The sequence below is a fragment of the Mesobacillus sp. QJM3NY_10 genome (genome assembly GCF_056173465.1).
In genome coordinates, this window is record NZ_CM149675.1 from 4,355,297 (window position 1) to 4,376,760 (window position 21,464).

Here is a 21,464-nt window from a genome sequence, read left to right on the forward strand (position 1 = left end):
CCTTAACTATCCACTTTTATGACATTTCCTTGCCTGAACGCGTACCCCTTTTTCTCAAGTCGTTTAACAAGGAAAGCGATGAACAACGGAAGTAGAATTGCTGTAGTAACTGTCGATGCAGCAACCTGGACAGTCGCCAGTTCAGCATATTGAGAGAAGCTTGCGTTTGCCGCAGCAATCGCGGCAGGAGTCGCTACCGCGTTCCCAGCCGTCGAGCCTTCAGCAGCACCGACAATTGGATTCCACTTGAAAGCTTTGAATACAAAGTAACCTGCAGTACCTGTGAATAGAACAGTCATTACCCCTAATAGAATTCCTGTTAATCCACCTGCAACGATCGCTCCGAAATCAATTCCCATACCGAGTGCGAAAGCGAAGAATGGAATCAGCATTGAGCTTCCATTATCAAGGAATTCACGCATTTCTTCATCCAGGTTACCTAACACCATACCAACAAGGATTGGCAGCAATACAGCAATGAATGACTGGATAGAGAACATTCCGTCAACAAAGCCCATTGCACCGAAGATTGATAGTGCAACCATCGTTAGGAATGGTCCATCATTCAAAGCAAGCAATGAGTATGAGGCACGGTCTTCTTTATTTCCGTATTGACCAACAAGAGCAACGAATAATCCGCCATTGCTGTTTGTCATCGCGGCAATGATCGCGATAGGCGCAAGTCCTAGCCACAATCCGTTGTCTCCAGCAAATAAGTATGCAATAAGTCCAACTGCGGCACCGACAATCCACTTGATTCCAAGCAATGTCGCACCTTTACCAACCGAAACACCGAAAGATCTAACATTTATTTGTGCACCAGTCGCCAATAGGAAAAGTGCAATTAAAGTACCTGCGCCATTTACAAATAGCGCCTCTGTAAAGTTACCAATGCGAAGCAAGTTTGGTGCAAATGTGTTCAGTGTTGCTGCAATAAGCAACGGCACAACCATCATTCCACCAGGAATTCTTTCTAAACCTGCCTTTATTCTCATATTCTAGCATCCCCTTTTGTATTGTTTCAAATTTAAACGATTAAGTAATCGCTTACATGTTTCATTTTAATGAAAACGTTTTATTTTTGCAATATTTTTATCGAAAAATGTTCATAGTAAAATTTTTACACTTTTAAAGTGTTGCATTTTTAAACAATAATAAAAAGCTGAAGAATCAATTCTTCAGCTTTCTCCATAATGTGGAACGATTGATATTCAGCCTATTCGCGACTCTTGTCTGATTGCCATCCTCTTGCTCCATAACTTTAAGGATAATTTTCTTCTCGATTTCTTCTAATGTTCCCTGTAAAAAATCTTCTGGCATGGATATTTCACTTGAAATTTTTGATTCTAGCATAGTACCAATCACTTCAGTACTTAAAACATAACCCTTTTCTGCAGCCGCGGCGTCATGCAGGACAGCTTTTAATTCCGCTACATTACCAGGCCAACGATATTGTTCTAAAAGGTCGAGAGCTTCCTCTTTAATCTTAATTGGTGATGTGCCAAAGCGCTGATTTGAATCCGCGATTAAATAAGCTGCAAGCACCCTTATGTCACCATTTCGTTTCCGCAAAGGCGGCAAGTAGATCCGGGCTACGTCTGGATCAAAGACTCCTTCGCTATCCGATTGAACAGAAAATAGGATGTTGATGCCTATGCTGCAATGATAATCAGCCACCTGCTGCAGTCTCTGTTGTTCAGGAACATCCAAAGCTTCTATGCCCTGAAGGTAAATCGTTTTGATATCCTCATCAACTTCAGATTTTTTTAAAAAGTCCCTGGCCACCGCGACTGCAAAAAGTCCCTGGCCACCATGCTTCATATAATGGATATACCTTGCAATCAAACCTTTGCCAGTACCATTTTCACCAATCAATGCCCATTTGGACTTTTTAATATTTGCTCCTATAGAAGAAATACAATTCTTCATCTGCTCGCTTTCCTGAATGATTAAAGGAAGCTGAGATACACGTTCCACTTTTATCAATGAATCATCCATTGATCGTTCAAGCTTTGAAAAAGAATATAAATAGTATTTCCTGCCCCCATTAGACAGCACAGACGGTTTCACCTTGTACATATCATCGCCGGTCGTGATAACCCCCTGGGCATTCAGACTCCCGTCTTCGGATAATGCAGTTACATCTATTAGTGATGATGGGATTGTTTTCCACTGTTCGTAAACAACCGCACCGGCAGAGTCAAGGACGACAAAGTCTGATGCTGCCGAGTCCAGCACTGCCTTCATCAAGTCGATTTCTGTCTGTTTCTTCTGGTAAAAAGAATAAATAGTTCTTGCTCGCTGGAAAGCATCAAAGATTGCCTCTCTACCTGACTGAATCAGGATCCCTTCCATCCCGTACCGGTCAGCATTATGGACAGTAACGACATCCCCCATAATGACACTATATCCCTGATCCTTGAGGTCCTTTATAAGCGGTCCGACTTCTTCTGCTCTCTCAACTGTAAATACTTCAATTGGAAACTCCAATATATCAGTAATTGTTTCCGCTCCCAAGGTGATGTTCGAAAAGCCAACTATCGCCTTCTTGCCTGGAAACTCATTCGCCAGTGTAAGTACACGAAGCATATCATAACCAGAAACATGAATATCAATAACCGGCAGATTGGTTACTTCTTCTATTAATTTAGCAGTCCCTCCGCGGCTGATGATTACATCAAAACCGTCCTGTTCCGCTCGTTTAGCCAGCGGGACGGCAGAGCCAAGGTTTCCGGTCTTTACCGTAACATCCAAATCCTCAGCATCTGTTTTACATTCATCGATCAATACAGCCATCGCAGGATATGGCGCAATAAACAACACCTTAATCATCATAATCACCCGTTCTTTCCTTCCCTTCATACATAGCATAACTAGAAGAAAAGCGCAATGAACAAAGCAGGAAAAGCAGGAAGAAGAACGTGGGCACCATAGCCTTCAAGATACCTAGACTGATTTAACATTTTTATATATAAGGTTTGAAGGAAAATCAGTCTAGTTTATAGAACATCTCATTTAATGAATTTTGAACTTACAGAAAGATGGGATATTAATGAGGAAAAAAATACTCTATTTGTCTCTAGGAGTTATCCTTGTTTTAATTGCTCTTGGTGTAGCAACTTTTTATTCTGGATAAGTTTTTAACTAAATTTTGAAACGCAGGAATCTCGGAATTGGTTATTTTTTCACCTCTACTTTAATGGATACAGCTCAACGTCACCTTAAAAAAGAAGAAGCGTAAAGCTACATCGCTCCACGCCTCTCCCGCTATTTCGACTACCGAATTTCTGTCTCTTAATTCAACTCTTTTACCTTGTATAAATAAAAATCATCCAAGCTTCCCCAGGCCCCTGCACCTGCTTTTATACTTGCCCCTATGGTAATTTCCCCATCGAGCACAAGTATTTCATTAATTTCAGGGTTACTCCAGTTCACCCAGCCATTAACCGAGGTATTCATTTTGTATTCTTGGTCACTGGTTTTAGCGTAAAGATACATTTCCGATTCCTCTGCATCTCCGCCTTGCAGGAACATAGAAAGATTATAATAGCCTGGTTCCAGGCCAGTAATTGTTTGTTCTACTTTGAAGTCAACTGCTTCGCTTGAGTAAAAGTGCAACGAGTAATTTCCTGTTTTAGCATCAGCCGCCTTCTCTTGATAATCAGTATGCGGAGCGATTCCTTCTGGATAAATGATGTTCCACACGCTTCTGTCACTACCCTCGAAGCCAGGGTTCTGCACAAAATTCTCTGGCTTTATCTGCAAGTTTGCTTTTACAGTGTAACCACCATCGACAACCCCTGTGATGACATAAGTTCCAACCCCAGAGTTAATGGCTTGATTTAGGGCAGCATCGTCCCATTCGACAGCGACAGAACCAGTGCTTCCATCGTTGTATGTCGCTGTCACCGTTACTGGTAACGTAACAGTTTCACCAGCATTGGCCTGTATGGAAAGATTTTTAATTTCATCAATCCTCAAAGGGGCAACAGCACCTGTATCCACATACTTGAATACATTTAAGGAAGGCAGCGGATGTCCATAAAAATCAAACAACGCCTGATTATCTACCGCGCTCCCCCCATACCAATGTCCCGCATCTTCAGGATCGTATTCTGCAGCAAAGCTCGTAGCCCAGCCTGATCCATACTTTTCCCACAGCTTTTGATTTTTCTTTAGCTTTTTATCAGGCGCCGCTGGAATCCATGCTGGTTCCCAATAAAAAACACCAATACCTGCTTCCCCGACGTTCGCAACCGCCTCTATTACATCTCTTACCGCAGCAGCCTGACCCTGGACAGTAACTGGGTAATTTAATGTTTGTCCAGAGCTTTTCGGCGCTGTATTTCCATGACCATCTCCGTCTTCAGCTGTGTAGGTATATGATGTTTCAGCCACCATCACTTTCTTGCCATATGTGTCTGCCACATTCTTCAAGGTGGAAGTTAAATTAGCCAGTGTACCATGCCAGAATGGATAATAGGAACTGGCGAATACATCATAGTCCACACCATTTTGATCGAGGGTCCTGGCGATTGATGCATATCTTCCTGCAGTTTCAGGGTTAGTAAAATGCAAAGCGACCAAAATACTTGAGTCCGTTTCTCTTACCGCTCTGCTTCCCTCACTAAATAACTCGCTCATTTTCCCCCAGTCTTTTTCCCCTGCCAATGCTCCATTTGTTTCATTGCCTACCTGCACCATCCCAATATCGATGCCCGCATCGAGCATAGCCTGCAGACTTCCTTTTGTATATTGGTATAATGCTGTTTTCTTATCTTCAAAGCTCAAATTCTCCCATTCCTTTGGAGCCTGCTGTTTCCCAGGGTCTGCCCAGAAATCGGAATAGTGGAAGTCTACCAACAGTTTCATTCCATTTGCAGTCGCCCTTTTGCCGATTTCTATCGCTTTTTCCACATCATTATTGCCGCCGCCATAACCATTTCCGACTGAATCATATGGGTCATTCCAGATACGGACGCGGACATAGTTCACGCCAGCTTCATTTAAGGTTTTGAAGATGTCCTGTTTCTTCCCAGCTTCGTTGTAAAATTTCACTCCGCTTTGTTCGAGTGCGATAATACTGGAAATATCAACGCCTTTGATAAAATTATCATCAATGCCTTCCACTCTTTTTACAAAAATGTCAGCTTCTACAGGTTCAGGTATTTCCACATTACCACCTCCCAATGAACTTAAGTTGAAGCTGTCCAGGTAGCCCCATGCATTCGCTGCTCCGGTAACGATGGCTCCCACTTTGAAATCAGCAGCCGCTTCAGCTAGATCGAATTTCAAAACGGCCGTTCCCCATGCATTATAACCAGTCGTCACTTCAGCACTCCCTGCTGTTTCTCCGGCAAACAGTTTCACATTCCCGGCTTCTGCTCCTGCTCCTGCTCCACCCATTGTCTTCACCGAGATCTCGTAGCTTCCCGCCGGAAGAGAAGGGATTGTTTGACTAATCGTAAAGGTCTGGTTTTCACCTGCAGAATCTTTGATCCAATATTTGAATGCATAGCTGCCCTCATCTGGCGTCATCCAGGTATCATTCGCATAGGGAAACTGCTGTACATCAATACCGTCCCAATTTGATGTTTCCACAGTCCATGACCCATCATCCCAGAAATTCGATTCAAACCCGCCATTTTCAATCAATTGCTCCTGAGCAAACCCTCGATCCTGATTTGAAAAAACCGAACCAAATACCATCATGAACACCATCAGCAAAGCTAAAACCTTCATTCTTTTCACCATTCTCCTATCTCCCTTCAACAATAAAAAGTTTTAAAAGACCAACTGAAAAAGTAAGCGCTTCCTATTACCTATGGAGAAACCATCCATTCCTATAGATAGAATGGATGGTTCAGAAAGCAAAGCTGCAAGGTTTTTATCGTTTTTTCTCCACAATTCTAACTTCATATTTCTCCAGGGTCAGCTCACCTGAAACCTCTTCTCCGGTCACCAAATCTCTCACTTGTGATTCAAAGGTTACTGGCTGCTGCTCTTCCGTGAAATTCATGACAAACAGATAGTCGCTTTCCGGAGACTTTCTTGTCTGGACCGATACGCCCTTCCCGTGTTTAACATCAGCTGCTGGTTCAATCCCTAAACGAGCGATGATTTCATTGTAAAAATCACGATGGAATTGATCCTCTAAACGGCCGCCGATATAATAGGTATGTCCTTTTTCATAATGGTGGCTGGTCACGGCCGGTGTACCTGCATAGAAATCCTTCTCATAAACTCCATCTGCAGTGGCTGAATTTAGTTCAATGACTGTTGCGTAGTCTTTCAACTCGTATGATTGATTACGATAGGAGACAGAATTATGATCTTTTGGATAATAGGTATCTGTTTCTAATGGCTTCATCCCGAAAATCTCTTGCAGGTCCTTGTGCCATCCCCCTAAATACGTTAAGTCATGTTCATTGACTAACCCACTTAAATAAGTTGTAACTAATGTGCCGCCACTAGCTACGAATGATTTCAGACGAGAAATCGTTTCTTCACTCACTAGATAAAGCATAGGTACAATCAATAATTTATAGTCTGAAAAATCCTGTTCCTTCGTTATGACATCCACAGGGATATCTTGTTCCCAGAATGCACGATAATGCTGCTGCAATGTCTGGGGATAACGCTTTGTTTCCTTTCCGAATCCCTGCGCATCATTCAATGCCCAATTGCTTTCCCAATCATAAAGGATCGCCACTTCAGATGGACGATTTGTCCCTACCACTTCAGAAAGCTTTTTAAGGGTTGTCCCAACCTTCGCTACTTCTTTAAAAACTCGGTTTTCTGCACTATTATCATGGTCAACGACAGCACCATGAAATTTTTCCGAAGAGCCGCGGGACTTCCGCCATTGGAAGTACATAACACTGTCTGACCCGTGAGCGACCATCTGCATCGATGACAATAAATGCATGCCCGGCCGCTTCGCTTTGTTCACTGGATGCCAGTTCACTCCACTTGGCGTGGACTCCAGCAATAAGAATGGTTGTTGTTTCAAACTCCGGTACAAGTCATTGATAAAGCCTACTTTCATCGCTAAATCAGCCGTGGTTTCCCAATCGTTATGCCAGGCCGGATAAGCATCCCAGCTAATCACATCAAGTTTTTCAGCAAATTTACTATAGTTCAGGCCCTGGAAAGGAATTAGATCATGAGTGTCAGCCATGAAATTAGTCGTAACCAGGATATCCGGTGTCAATTCCCTGATTGGAACAATTTCATTTTCAAAAAATGAGATTGTCTGGTCGGTGACAAACCTTTTCCAGTCCAGATTCAGCCCGTGAACCATGCTTTCGCCAATCGGAGATGGTGATTCAATCTGTGACCAGTCGTTGAATGTATGGCTCCAGAAAGGCCCCCACCATGCGTCATTCAAAGCTTGCAGGTCATTATTGTATTTGTCTTTCAACCAGCCTCTGAATGCAGTCTGGCATGCATTGCAGTGGCATTCGCCGCCATATTCATTCGATATATGCCACATTAACAGCGCAGGATGGTTTCCATACCTTTCAGCCAGCAGGCGGTTGAGCTGCCGGGTTTTTTCACGATACACCTCTGAAGTAAAGCAGTGATTATGCCTGCCACCATGAAGCTGTTTCACTCTGGAGCTATTTACGCGCAATACTTCAGGATATTTTTGTGACAGCCACGCCGGACGTGCTCCGCTTGGGGTAGCCAGGATGACCCGGCCGCCAATGCTATAGATATCTTCGAAGATTTTATCTAACCATTCAAAATTGTAGACTCCTTCTTCCGGCTCAAGAGTACTCCAGGCAAAAATCCCAACTGAAAAGGCATTGCTATGTGACTGCTTCATTAACTTTATATCCTCTGCCAGGATATCAGGCCGGTCCAGCCATTGGTCAGGATTGTAGTCTCCTCCATGAAGCATGAAGTCTGCTTTCGTTGTATAAGTTTTTTCATGTTTTGACATAAGACTCTCCTTCTAACCGTTATCAACAGTTTGTTCTTCCTGTTACCCCTTCGTTCCACCAGCGGTTAATCCTGATACAAAGTGCTTTTGCAGCATCAGGAAGATGATCGCAATCGGGATACTGATAAGAAGCGCACCTGCAGCAAAGGTCGTATAGCTCGCACCCATTACTTCATTTACCAGGTTGTATAATCCAATCGGCAAAGTATAGGCTTCAGGTGATCTTAAAATGGTTGATGACAAAACAAAATCACCAAGTGGTCCTGTAAAACCATTCATCGCCACTACTGCAAGCATCGGCCTGGATAATGGCATAATGATTTGTAAAAAGATCCTTGTATTGCTTGCCCCGTCAATCTTCGCACTCTCATCCAAATCCAATGGAATTGAGTCCATATAACCTTTCATCAAATAAGTATTCATTGGGATTTGTCCACCAATATACAGCAGGATCAACAGCCAATGGCTATTCATCATTCCAAGCATTTGGGCCAGTACAAACAGAGCGACCAGTGCTGAGAACTGCGGAATCATTTGCAGCAGTAAAAATAATGTCAAAGCATTTTTCCTGCCTTTGAAACGGAAGCGTGAAAAAGCATACGCGGTGAAAGAAACACTTATCATTGAACCAACCATTGTAAAAATACTGATTTTCAAAGAGTTGAAATACCACTTTCCATACTGCAGACTTTCTTTTCCGGCAAATAACTCACGATAGTGATCAAATGTCGGGTTTTTCGGGATGATACTTGTACTGATCAGACTATTACCCGGATTAAAACTTGCCCCCACTGTCCAGAGTAATGGGTAAATAATAATGACCGTCATAAAAGTCAGGAACGTATAGGATAAAAAGAGACGGAGGGTTTTATTTTTCTTCATATTCCCCTGCATTCTTTAAACCCCCTCTTTAAATGAATTTGTCCGCCTGAATTGCCACAGGGCAATCGCGATAACAAAGATTGAAAGCAAAATAGTCAAGGCTGCTGCCAGAGAGTATTGACTTGATTGCATCGTCAATTTATAAATCCAGGACACCAGTATGTCCGTTCCACCGGCAGTTGATCCAGGGACCGCCGGGCCGCCGCCATTAAATAGATAGATAATATTGAAGTTATTAAAGTTGAACGTAAACTGGGTAATGATGATCGGAGCCATGGCGAGCAGGATCATCGGCATAGTAATGAATCTGAACTTCGCAAACATCGATGCACCATCAATTGTCGCAGCTTCATAAAGATCATCGGGAATCGACTGCAGAACTCCTGTAGTAACAAGGAAAATATAAGGAAATCCAAGCCAGCCCTGCATCAGGATCAAGGCTACTCTCGTCCAGTTTTCATCTGTCAGCCAGGCGATTGAGTCAATGCCGAATGCTGCTAAAATATCATTGTTGATTGCGCCGAAACTATCATTAAATAAACCGGCAAATATAAGGATCGTTACAAAACCTGGTACTGCCCATGGTAAAACTAAAATAGTACGATAAAACTTTTTGAACCTTAAATCCTTTTGATTCACTAATACAGCCATGAAGATTCCAATACTAACCTGGAGAGTGGAAGCAACGAGCGTCCATATGACCGTCCAGGCCAATACATCAAAGAATGTTGAGCGCCAGATGTCAACTGTGAAAATCTCTAAAAACGTCTGGAACCCAACCCAGTCAGCCAAATTAGCCGGCGGTGAATGATATAAGTCGTAATTGGTGAATGCCAGCGCAAAACTGAACAGAATCGGAAAAATCACTGCAAAAATTAATATAAACAGCGACGGACCGCTAATAACATATGGATAACCCTGTGAAATTAAATTCTTATAATCGTCCTTAAGGGAGCTCAGCGCCTGGTTGTTATCACGCAAGGCTCCATTTTTATAAGCATCTCGTAAGTTGATGTAGTAGAATGCCAGGCCAAAAAACGTGACAATTAGCGCAATGATTCCTTCAGCGAGCAGAAAAACGGAGTTGTCACGGGGCACTACTTCCCCTAGTGTAAAGAGCCCCCAAAATCCCATATTCAACAGGTCTCCAAATACTAAAAAGAAGGATACCGCGAGGAAAAGAAACACTCCACCTTTGATCCATTGCTTATTGTAAATTTGGCCTAGCCCGGGAATTACAGATAAGAGAAGGGCTAATCTGCGATGTTGCATTTTTTTCACCTCATTATATAGAAAACTCGTCTTATAGAGTCGCTGTTTTCTTCACCATTACAATAAATGGTGTCAAACAGAATGTGCGTTTGACACCATTTTTAATTGATCTATTATTTATGCTTAGCTTCAATTTGCCCTTTAATTGTTTTAACCGCTTGATTCAAAGCTTCTTCAGGTTGAGCCTTCCCTGTAGCAATTGTTTGTAACGCCGCATCGGCAGGTGTCCAAACTTCGTTCATTTGCGGAATATTTGGCATTAATTCAGAGAACTGGGACTGTTCTGCGACAGCTTGTGCTGCTTCACTCTCTGTTACGACAGGGTCATCAGCTAAAGCCGCTACCGCAGGAACCTCTTGTGTTAGTTCATAACGCTTCTTGGAATTCTCTTCATTAGCCAGGAAAGTAACTAGCTTTTCTGCAAGTTCAGCATTCTTTGAATATCCGCTGACATTGTAGCTCTTCACACCAACAAACGCACTCATGTTCTTACCATTTGAAAGCTCAGGCAATTTAGTAACACCATAGTTTATACCAGCTTTTGCAAATGGCTCGATATTCCACGGACCGGAAATAACGGCCGCAGCTTTACCTTCAGTAAATAAAGACTCTAAAACGTTAATCCCCTGCTCGCCAATGATACCAGAAGGGAATAGTTTTTCTTTATAAAACTTCTGGATATATTGAGCACCTTCAATTGCTCCCTCATTGTTTAAACCGATATCTTCTGGATTATAATTACCTTCTGCATCTTGACCGAAAATATATCCGCCGTAACCACTCATGACACTATTCGCATAATAAATTTGATCAAATAAAGCCAGGAATCCAAAATTCTTGCCATCTGTCACTTTCTTGGAGTAGTCATACCATTCATCCAAAGTTTTTGGCAATTCATCCTCTGAAATAAGATCCTTATTATAGTAAAGTACTGTCGTTTCTACCGCTTTTGGCAATCCGTATACTTTACCATCAACCATTTGTGACTGCATTGCAGCTTCAGTATAGATGGAGGTAACATCATCACTAACATTCAATTGTTTAATTAAACCCTCTGTTTTCGCTGTTCCAATCTGATCACCAGGCATAGTTAGTACATCCGGGCCTGTCCCAGCAGGACCATCTAAACGTAAGTCTTCAATTTGCTGGGCATATGGCTTTTCAACCACTTTGATTGTTACGTTGTTATCCTTTTCAAATTGAGCAATAGCATCCTTAATGCCTTCGCCTTTTTGAATATCCTCCCAAACCAGTAACTCAACATTTTTATCTTTTGGTGCTTCCTTTGAGACATCTTCTGCATTGTCCTGTGGTCCGCATGCAGCAAGCGATAATGTTAATGCGATACCGCTCATAAGGCCCATATACTTTTTGAATTTCTTCATGGATTTACATCCTTTCAAAATTAGTTAGTTTTGTTTTCACTAAACTGAAAGCGCTTTAGTATTTAAAATATAGCACCGGCAAGAAAAGATGTAAACAACTTTTTTACTAAAATAAGTAAAACTTTTTACGAAAACTAATTTCTGCGATTTAATTCGTACTTTTGCGAATGACCATTTCTGACCCAATATATAAGGTTTTCACGAGTTTCCTTTTCTCCAACACCCGTTCCAGCAATAGCTCGATTGCGTTTTTACAGATTAACTTAATATCAATATTAAAAGTAGTCAGGGGCGGGGAAACATATTTTGCAACACTGATATTATTGATACTGACAATACTGACTCGATTTGGTATCGCTAGTCCATGTTCATTTAACGCTTGAAGACAGCCTACTGCTATAGGGTCGGCTGCAACAAGAAAAGCTGTCGGCAGGTCATCCCCGAGTTCCTGGATCGCTTTTGTCATCAGGAAATATCCGTTTTCAACAGAAAATCCTCGATGCGTGAAGATGTATTGATCCTTCAATAAGCCTTTCGCTTCCATATAGCGGCGGAAAACCCGTTCGCGTATGTCCCTTTCGTCCTCATCAGTGTTTGGGTTATGATAAGTGCCACCGATTAACCCAATTTCCGAATGGCCCTTTTCCATCAAAAAATTAACCGTCCTCCGGGTAATCTGTGGTAAATCAGGCCTTACAGAATCGTAATGATCGGGATCAGGTGTTGAATCAATAAAAACACCATTGGATGTCAGGCTCCTAAGATGGGCAAGTTCATTATCTGAAAAAGTTCCCACTGCAATGAAACCCTCAATACTATCCGGGATTTGATGGATGCCGTCACTGATTTTATAAGTGATGAGATCTACATTATAGAACCTGGCTAGTTTTTCGATCTCCTCCCTCATCGTCTTATAATAAACATCTTCAAGTTCTTCTTTATCCGTTAACCAGTATAAGAAAGCAATGTTTTTAACGAGAGTCCTTACAGCTTTCTTACGGTAATTCAATTGCTCTGCCACCTCATAAATTTTTTCCCTTGTATCGTCTGAAACAGATAGACTTTGGTCGTTGTTCAGGACCCTTGAAACTGTAGATAACGAATAGCCTGCTTTTTCAGCAATATCTTTAATTGTCGCCATGTTAATTCCTCCACGTTTTATCATTAAGAAAATATATTTTAGTAAAACTTTTTACTAAATTTTACTATGCGAAATATAGATTAGTCAAGTTACTTTCTTCTCGGCTAAAATACACTGGTCCATGTACTTAACTCGTCAGATTTCATAGTTGTTTCCTTAAAAACAATCGCAGTTTTTATATATTGCGTCCCTTGCGAAATTATAGTAAACTTTATTTAACTTAATTAAATTAATTAACTAAGTATATATGAAGGTCCATTATCACCTTACTTCAAGGTAAAACTATAGGAGGCCATTATGAGCATAACAGCCGATTTAAAAAGCAAATTCAAATCTATATTTGACTCAACCGAGAATCCGAGAGCCTTTTTTGCACCGGGAAGAATCAACCTGATTGGTGAACATACAGACTATAATGGAGGCCATGTCTTCCCTGCTTCCATTTCATATGGAACTTATGCTTTAGGAAGAAAACGGGATGACCAGAAATTGCGCTTTTATAGCATGAACTTTCCCGAAACAGGCATTATTGAGGCCGACCTGTCAGACTTGGCATTTGATGAATCAGATCACTGGGCAAATTACCCTAAGGGCGTCATTCTTTACTTAAAAGACGCTGGTTATGAGATTCACAATGGAGCTGACATCTTATATTACGGAAATATCCCAAATGGAGCCGGACTCTCTTCTTCCGCTTCCATCGAGCTTGCAACAGGAGTACTGATGACCGGTCTATTCAATTTAAATATGGAACGGATTCCCATGATCCAGCTGGGGCAAAAGGTCGAAAATGATTATATTGGTGTTAACAGCGGCATCATGGACCAGTTTGCCATCGGCATGGGAAAAAAGGATCATGCCATCCTTCTCGATTGCCAGACACTAGAGTACAAGTACGCGCCAATAGCATTGGATGACTACGCGATTATGATTATTAATACAAATAAACAGCGCACACTGGCCGGTTCAAAATATAATGAACGTCGTGCTCAATGTGAGCAGGCATTAAGCGACTTGCAGCAGGAGCTTTCGATTAGCAGTTTAGGAGAGCTGACTATTGAAGAATTCGAAAACCACAAACATCTGATTAAAGACGAGATCAATCAAAGACGAGCCAAACACGCTGTCTATGAAAACGCGCGAACCCTGGAAGCCCTGGAAAAGCTGCAACAAAGGGATCTCCAGCGCTTCGGATATTTAATGAATGAATCCCATGTCTCCTTAAGAGATGACTATGAGGTTACAGGGCTTGAACTGGATACGATTGTCCAGGCTGCCTGGGAACAGGATGGAGTAATAGGCGCCCGTATGACCGGAGCAGGTTTCGGCGGCTGTGCGATCGCCATTGTTGAGAAGGAAAAAGTTGCTGATTTCCAAGAAGCCATTAACTCCATTTACCGTGACACAGTCGGTTATGACGCATCATTTTATACCGCGGCAATCGGTGACGGAGCAAAAGAACTTACTGAGGAGTGAATTAAATGAGTGTATTAGTTTTAGGCGGAGCGGGTTATATTGGTTCACACGCAGTCTATCAATTAATCGACCAAAACGAAAAAGTTGTCATCATTGACAACCTGGAAACCGGCCATAGGGAAGCGATTCATCCCGAGGCGAAGTTTTATGAGGGAGATATAAGGAACATTGATTTCCTTCGCTCAGTCTTTGAAAAAGAATCGATTGATTCTGTGATTCACTTTGCTGCCAATTCACTTGTCGGTGAGTCGATGGAAAATCCAATAAAGTATTTTGATAACAATGTCTATGGAACGCAGGTCTTGCTTAAGGTAATGGTTGAACACAATGTGGATAAAATCGTCTTCTCTTCCACTGCGGCAACATATGGTGAGCCTGAAACGGTACCTATTACCGAAACAGTTCCAACAAACCCGACCAATGCTTACGGTGAAACGAAACTGACCATGGAAAAATTAATGAAGTGGACTGAGCATGCCCATGGCATAAAATATGTTTCTCTGCGTTACTTCAATGTGGCAGGAGCAAGGGAAACGGCAGAAATCGGCGAAGACCATCGCCCTGAAACCCATCTTATTCCTATTATCTTGCAGACAGCTTTAGGCCAAAGATCACATATCACCATATTCGGTGAAGATTATGATACTCCTGACGGATCTTGTATCCGCGATTATATCCATGTTGAAGATTTAATCGATGCTCATCTGCTCGCATTAAACTATTTAAAAAATGGCGGCAATAGCAATATCTTCAACCTTGGAAGCAGCCAGGGATTTTCGGTCAAAGAAATGATCGATACAGCAAGAAGCGTAACCGGCAAAGATATTCCGGCCAAAATCGGACCTCGCAGGGCTGGCGATCCGAGCATTTTAATTGCCAGTTCCGAGAAAGCAAAACAAATACTAAGCTGGGAGCCAACCCGTACCTCCATCAAGAAAATAATCGAGGATGCTTGGAAGTGGCACTCTTCCCATCCGGATGGCTATCGGAAGGAAGTGGAATCATGATCCAGCAGTATATAGCAGGACTCATTCAAAAAGCACTGGAGACTGAACTAATTGAACCAGCAGACCAGATATATGTTCGGAACCAGGTGATGAGCTTATTGAAATTAAAAGCTTTTCCGACCGATGGAATCGATGCGGACAATGACACGATTTCAAACCTTGTGGATAAAATAATCGCTTTTGCCATTGAAGAAGGACTCATAGAAGATGTTTTTGATGAAAAAGAGATTCTGGCCGCCAATATCATGAATTGCTTTGTACCGATGCCTTCTGTCGTCAATAAGACCTTTAATGAGAAATATCAAGAGTCTCCAAAAGCAGCGACTGATTACTTTTATAATCTCAGCAAAAATAATAACTATATCCAAATGAACCGAATCGCAAAAAACATTTCCTATAAGGTCGATACAATCTACGGTGAAATGGATATTACCATAAATTTATCAAAGCCCGAAAAGGATCCAGAACAAATCAAACGTGAACGGGCGATGAAACAGACCGGAAACTATCCAAAATGTCTATTGTGTATGGAGAATGAAGGATATGAAGGGCGAACTGGATATCCAGCACGTGCGAATCACAGGATCATCCATGTACCTCTTGAAGGTGAAAACTGGTATCTACAGTATTCTCCCTACGTTTATTACAACGAACACTCTATCCTGCTCTCCGAAGAGCATCGCACTATGAAAATAGATATGGCTGCATTCCAACGGCTGCTCAGCTTTACAGATCAATTCCCTCACTACTTCATTGGTTCAAATGCTGACCTTCCGATTGTTGGGGGTTCTATCCTGAGTCATGACCATTATCAGGGCGGCAATTATGAATTTGCGATGACCCGGGCGGAGGATGCATTCTCATTCCAGCTTAAGACTTACCCAGGAATAACAGCATCAGTAGTAAAATGGCCAATGTCGGTCATCCGTTTAAAAGGACCGGACAAAGACGCAATTGCCAGAGCTGCCGACCATATTCTTCAAACCTGGAAAGGTTACTCAGATGAAGCAGCAGATGTATTCGCTTTTACTGGGGATACTCCCCACAATACGATTACACCTATTGCCAGAAAACGGGGCGTGCTTTTCGAACTTGACCTCGTCTTGAGGAACAATCGAACATCTGATGAACACCCAATGGGCCTTTTCCACCCGCATGCTGATGTCCACCATATCAAAAAGGAAAATATCGGTTTGATTGAAGTTATGGGTCTGGCTGTTTTGCCTCCTAGGCTAAAGGAGGAACTAGCGGAAATCCAGGAATACCTATTAGACAATCGAAACACTGTTGAGGATTACCATCAACAGTGGGCAGAAGAGATAAAAGCCGCTTATGGAGAGATTACTGGACGCGAACAGGCGGAGTCCATCTTACAAGCTGAGCTTGGAAAGAAATTTGTCAGATGCCTTGAAGATGCAGGTGTATTAAAAGAACGTGCAGCATTTGAGAGATTCATTGACACATTAAATAATCAGGTGGAAATTACATGAATATAGTGACGAATGAAATACTCGGGAAATGGACGGAGTATACATTAACCAATGACAACGGGGTCAGCGTTAGTGTTCTGGATTTCGGGGGTATTATTACCAAAATCAAGGCCCCTGATAAAAATGGAGAGCTGGAGAATGTTGTCCTCTCCTATAAGGATTATCAGGAGTATGAGTCAAATCCCAATTATCTTGGTGCCATTATCGGCCGTGTTGCTGGCAGGATTGAGGGAGCTTCCTTTGAACTTGACGGCATAACCTATAACCTTGAAGCTAACAATGGGCATAACCATCTGCATGGCGGATCGGGAGGCTTTCATCAAGTTATCTGGAATGTCTCTCCTTTTGAAGAGGAGTCTGAGGCTGGTTTAAAGCTAACTTTGAGAAGCCCTGATGGAGATAGCGGGTATCCAGGCAACCTTGACGTTACCGTTACCTATACTCTGAATAACCAGAACGAGCTTACGATTGATTATCTGGCATCCAGTGACCAAACCACTCCACTTGCGTTAACCAATCATTCTTACTTTAATTTGAGCGGGAACTTAAAGAACACGATTCACGAACAACTTGTTACTCTTGACAGCAGCAGCTTTGTTGAACTTAACGAAGACTTGATTCCTACCGGAAAGCTTGCTGATGTAGAGGGAACTTCCTTTGATTTTCAAAATGGCCGCATCCTCGGCAACGGCTTGAATAACTGTTCTGAACAAAATACGATTGTCGGAAATGGATATGATCATTATTTCCTCTTTAATAATGCAGCAGAATTCCAGGCAATCATCGAAGACCCTGATAGCGGACGCGTCATGACAGTAAAAACAAACCAGCCAGGTATGGTTATGTATACCGCCAATGCTCTGGAAGACGGATTGCAGCTGACAGAAAGCATTTCGCGTAAACACCATGGGGTCTGCTTTGAAACACAGGGCTCACCCGCTTCATTGCACCATAACAATTTCCCGGACATCCTTTTAAAAGCCGGAGAACGTTATCAGAAACACACTGTGTTTACTTTTTCTGTACTAAAATAAGCAAAAAATAGGCTGAACCTTTAATGAAAAGGTTCAGCCTATTTTTGTAACTGGATCAAACAGTTCAACAAGCAGCAACGATACAGCACCTAATAATGTGGCATCATCTCCCAGTCTTGTGACCGATATATCAATTTCTTTTGCTTCATCTGTCAATACTCTTTGATGAATGGTTTCGAGCAGGATTGGCTTAATGAAGCTTTCGCTCTTCATTACCCCGCCGCCTAATACAATTTTCCCCGGATTAACGAGATGAATTAAATTTGTTATACCGATTCCAAGAATCCTGCCAGTTTCCTGAAGCAGCTCGATACATGATTCATTGCCTTCTTCAGCTAACTCTAATATTTCCTTGCCTGTCAGTGTTCCAGAAATCCCTTTTATCTGTTTTGCTGCCCGTTTCGCGATTGCTTCGCCACTCACTAATGTCTGAAGGCAACCACGGTTTCCGCATTCACAAATATCTCCGTTTATATCAATGGTCATATGCCCTAATTCACCGGCAATCCCCTGTGCACCATGATATAATTTACCGTTCATAACAACACCAGCGCCAACACCACGACCAACATTGACCGCGACCATACTGTCGACATCGCCATGACCGCCGAACCATGATTCTCCAAGAGCCATGGCGCGGGCATCATTTTCAACCTTTACAGTCAAATTAAACTCTTTCTCCAGAACTTCTTTAATAGGGATATTCCTTAAATTCAAGATTGGCGCTACTAGTGAAGTTCCTGTTTCAACATCCACTACCCCGTGCATAGCAATTCCAATCCCAATGATCTTTTCCTGATCAATATCTGATATCTCTAGAATTTTGAAGATGATTTCTTTTAACCCGGAAACAAACTGCTCTTCTGTTATCGGCTTTACAATTATATTCGAGGAACGCTGAATGATTTTACCTGTCAGATCACTGAATATGCATTCTACTCTTTCCGGTCCAGCATCAATGCCAATGACATAAAAAGCCTCAGCATTAATATGCAGCATTGTAGGTTTACGCCCCCCGCTTGAATGGCCCAGTGTACTTTCCCTAACCAAATCCTGCTCAATCAGTTCCTTAACTATGCTGCTTACTGTCGGAGGAGTCAAACTTGTTTCTTTCGCAATTTGAGCTCGGGATATAGGCTCAGATGTGCGGATTTTATTAAGAATGATTGATTTATTAACAGACTTCATTAATTGAAATGTACCTCTCTGCATTTCACAGCCTCCAAGAACCTTTTCATTATATATATAATACCACACAGATACTTAATTAACTTAATTAATATAATGAGTAATCCTCCAAACTCATTAACCTCATACTCACAACCCTTGAATCAATTTAATGATGAATGAACAAGTCATCTTTATTTGATATATTATCACTCACAAAAACAACCATCCGCCTTATATGGAGGATGGTTGTTTATTAGATATCTCTCTGTTTTTTTCACAAACTTTTGCTGTTCAGAGTCTCATAGAAAAGAGCTCTAGCCCTATTAAATACAGATATGAAAAAATACCTGAAGAGCAACAATTAACGAGAAAGCAGCCTTAAAAAAGGTTACACCGGTCTATCCTTTCGTCTCATCCGTACTCTTTAAGTAAAATACCTGGGACTGATAATCCCCGCCCCTTTTAGCCTTTTTGCCATTGACTCCATTAAACTCTGTTGGCAACGGCAATCCAATGGCCATCAATTCATCGCCATAGAATGATAAATTCTGGCCTTCTGCTTGATATATTTTTGCTTCATCCAATCCGAAGAGACGAAGGGTTTGCTGCTTTGGCGGGTTGGCGGTTGCCAATACCTTATACCAGCCAACCAAGGCTTCGGATTGATCTTCACTTACAACCATCCACGCGGTTTCGTTTTCGGAGAACGGGCTCACCAGACGGTAAAACTGGCCATCACGAATCAATTCACGGTGCTGTTTATAAAATCCGACCTGCTCTTTGATTTCAATTTTATCTTCTTCGGACAGCTTCAAAGGATCAAGCTCATAACCGAAAGTGCCAAAGTAAGCAACATTTGCCCTTGTCGAAATCGGAGTTTCTCTCAATGTTTGGTGATTTGGTACTGCCGAAACATGTGAGCCCATGCTGTATAAAGGATAGGCAAAGGATGTTCCATATTGGATCTTAAGTCGTTCAATCGCATCCGTATCATCACTGGCCCATGCTTGGGGCGCATAATGCATCATTCCAGGGTCAAAGCGCCCTCCCCCGCCGGCACAGGATTCAAACAGCACATTTGGGAATTCCTGAGTCAGACGCTCGTACAAGTGATAGACTCCAAGTATATAACGATGGAAGAACTCACCCTGATCATCCGCTGCCAGTTTGGATGAAAAAGCCTCGGTAATATTGCGGTTCATGTCCCACTTTATATAAAATAAACCAGTCTGTCTGATAATCCCTGACATTTTCCCGTAGATGTATTCAACAATTTCCGGCCTTGAAAAATCGAGCACTAGTTGATTCCGCCCAAGGATATGGTGCTGCCCGGGAACACCAACAGCCCAATCAGGATGCTCCCTGAATAGTTCGCTGTCCGGACTGATCATTTCCGGCTCGAACCAAAGGCCGAATTTCACTCCAGTATCAGTTATCTTTCTTGCTAAGCTTTCCAGACCATTAGGCAGTTTATTCAAATCAACCTGCCAGTCTCCAAGTGAGGAAGTGTCATCATTGCGCTTGCCGAACCAGCCATCATCGAGGACAAACAATTCAATTCCTAGTTCACTTGCAGCTTTCGCAATATTGACCAGTTTTTCCTCATTAAAATCAAAGTAAGTTGCTTCCCAATTATTAATCAAAATTGGGCGAATTTCCTTCTTCCATTGTGACGGAATCAGGTTTTCCCGATAGAGAGAATGGAAGGCCTGGCTCATTCCGTTCAAGCCCTGGCTGGAATAGACCATGACCACTTCCGGAGTCTGGAAGGTTTCCTGGGGTTTTAACCCCCACTTAAAGCCATAAGGGTGGATACCAACCGTCAATCTCGCCACATCATAGTGGTCGACTTCTACCTGCATGAGAAAATTGCTGCTGTAAACAAAATTAAAGCCGAATACTTCTCCTTGATGCTCCGTGGCATCTGGTCTTTTCAAGGCCAAAAATGGATTATGATGATGCGAGCTTGCCCCGCGGATGCTGGAAATCGACTGGATCCCCATCTCAAGCTCCCTCTCTTTTACATGCCTTTCACGTGACCATGTCCCGCCTAAGTGAATCATTGAAAAATCCTTATCAGGAAAATCAATGGATGCCCCCATTAAACGTTCGATTGAAAAGTTTGTCTCCCCTTCATTTTTCAAGGAAGCACTTCTAGTAATGACTGGCTTGTCAGCGAAAATAGTGTAGCTTAGTACAAGCTCTGCTTGCAGAAATTCATCCCTCAATACGATTTGCAGGGTGCTTGCTTCCTTTTCCTTTTCTGTATAGGTCGCAGGCAGCCCTTCTAGACGAGGCTTGCCATCCAGTATTCTGAAAGATTCGTATTTAAAATTTGCTATATGGTTTTGGCCGGCTTTACTGATACTGATCGCCGGCTCGCGGAAATCAGAACTCCCATAGACAGGGTATTCCTGGCGGATCGTTTCCAGGCTAAATGCCGGATCATCCTCATATATATGGCAGCTTGCTGCTGTAGGTACATCATAGGTTTGCAGGTGAGCAAAATCAGCACGGTTCCTGATCGCCTTTCCGTAATACAGATGTCCAAGCTGCCCATTTTTGATAACGTGAAAAATATAGCTAACCTTTCCATTTGTTAGATGGAATTGTCTTTTCTCCTCGTTCACTTTTATTAGCATAGCGGTTCTCCTTTATA

Annotated in this window: 14 protein-coding genes; 4 read left to right on the plus strand and 10 right to left on the minus strand. The window is 42.3% G+C overall.

Annotated elements, in window-relative coordinates:
• Positions 1-2: 2 nt before the first annotated feature.
• From AC0VX7_RS21900 to AC0VX7_RS21935, 8 genes are all read right to left on the minus strand, one after another.
• A complete protein-coding gene (locus tag AC0VX7_RS21900) occupies positions 3-995 on the minus strand; it encodes a 2-keto-3-deoxygluconate permease (RefSeq protein ID WP_475425903.1) in 993 nt (330 codons plus the stop codon).
• Positions 996-1,170: 175 nt separating this feature from the next.
• Complete coding sequence (locus tag AC0VX7_RS21905; RefSeq protein ID WP_475428221.1) at positions 1,171-2,835, minus strand: PrpR N-terminal domain-containing protein; 1,665 nt, start codon at positions 2,833-2,835, stop codon at positions 1,171-1,173.
• Positions 2,836-3,294: 459 nt separating this feature from the next.
• On the minus strand, positions 3,295-5,754 hold the full coding sequence (locus tag AC0VX7_RS21910; RefSeq protein WP_475425904.1) for a glycosyl hydrolase 53 family protein: 2,460 nt from the start codon (positions 5,752-5,754) through the stop codon (positions 3,295-3,297).
• Positions 5,755-5,887: 133 nt separating this feature from the next.
• Positions 5,888-7,948 (minus strand): beta-galactosidase, encoded by a 2,061-nt coding sequence (locus tag AC0VX7_RS21915; protein ID WP_475425905.1) that lies wholly within the window; start codon positions 7,946-7,948, stop codon positions 5,888-5,890.
• A 42-nt stretch (positions 7,949-7,990) separates the two neighbouring features.
• Entirely contained in the window at positions 7,991-8,842 is an 852-nt protein-coding gene (locus tag AC0VX7_RS21920) for a sugar ABC transporter permease (RefSeq protein ID WP_475425906.1), read from the minus strand.
• A 3-nt stretch (positions 8,843-8,845) separates the two neighbouring features.
• Positions 8,846-10,102 carry a carbohydrate ABC transporter permease gene (locus AC0VX7_RS21925; protein ID WP_475425907.1) on the minus strand — a complete coding sequence of 419 codons (1,257 nt, stop codon included), beginning with the start codon at positions 10,100-10,102 and terminating at the stop codon, positions 8,846-8,848.
• 113 nt (positions 10,103-10,215) lie between these two features.
• The gene (locus AC0VX7_RS21930; protein WP_475425908.1) at positions 10,216-11,487 is read right to left on the minus strand and encodes a sugar ABC transporter substrate-binding protein; all 1,272 of its coding nucleotides are present in this window, start codon (positions 11,485-11,487) and stop codon (positions 10,216-10,218) included.
• 148 nt (positions 11,488-11,635) lie between these two features.
• Positions 11,636-12,628, minus strand: coding sequence for a LacI family DNA-binding transcriptional regulator (locus AC0VX7_RS21935; RefSeq protein ID WP_475425909.1), 993 nt, complete (start codon positions 12,626-12,628; stop codon positions 11,636-11,638).
• Positions 12,629-12,925: 297 nt separating this feature from the next.
• Between AC0VX7_RS21935 and AC0VX7_RS21940 the strand changes: the two genes are divergently transcribed.
• Genes AC0VX7_RS21940 through AC0VX7_RS21955 form a run of 4 tightly spaced genes read left to right on the plus strand, consistent with a single transcriptional unit; the run spans position 12,926 to position 17,635 of the window.
• Entirely contained in the window at positions 12,926-14,104 is a 1,179-nt protein-coding gene (locus AC0VX7_RS21940) for a galactokinase (protein WP_475425910.1), read from the plus strand.
• Positions 14,105-14,109: 5 nt separating this feature from the next.
• Complete coding sequence (gene galE / locus AC0VX7_RS21945) at positions 14,110-15,111, plus strand: UDP-glucose 4-epimerase GalE (protein ID WP_475425911.1); 1,002 nt, start codon at positions 14,110-14,112, stop codon at positions 15,109-15,111.
• Positions 15,108-16,601 (plus strand): UDP-glucose--hexose-1-phosphate uridylyltransferase, encoded by a 1,494-nt coding sequence (gene galT, locus AC0VX7_RS21950; RefSeq protein ID WP_475425912.1) that lies wholly within the window; start codon positions 15,108-15,110, stop codon positions 16,599-16,601. The genes galE and galT overlap by 4 nt, the downstream gene beginning before the upstream one ends.
• A complete protein-coding gene (locus AC0VX7_RS21955) occupies positions 16,598-17,635 on the plus strand; it encodes an aldose epimerase family protein (RefSeq protein ID WP_475425913.1) in 1,038 nt (345 codons plus the stop codon). The genes galT and AC0VX7_RS21955 overlap by 4 nt, the downstream gene beginning before the upstream one ends.
• Before the next feature lie 33 nt (positions 17,636-17,668).
• On the opposite strand, the gene AC0VX7_RS21960 is transcribed toward AC0VX7_RS21955, so the two are convergent.
• A complete protein-coding gene (locus tag AC0VX7_RS21960; RefSeq protein WP_475425914.1) occupies positions 17,669-18,847 on the minus strand; it encodes an ROK family transcriptional regulator in 1,179 nt (392 codons plus the stop codon).
• Between the two features lie 356 nt (positions 18,848-19,203).
• Entirely contained in the window at positions 19,204-21,447 is a 2,244-nt protein-coding gene (locus AC0VX7_RS21965; RefSeq protein WP_475425915.1) for an alpha-galactosidase, read from the minus strand.
• Positions 21,448-21,464: the final 17 nt, after the last annotated feature.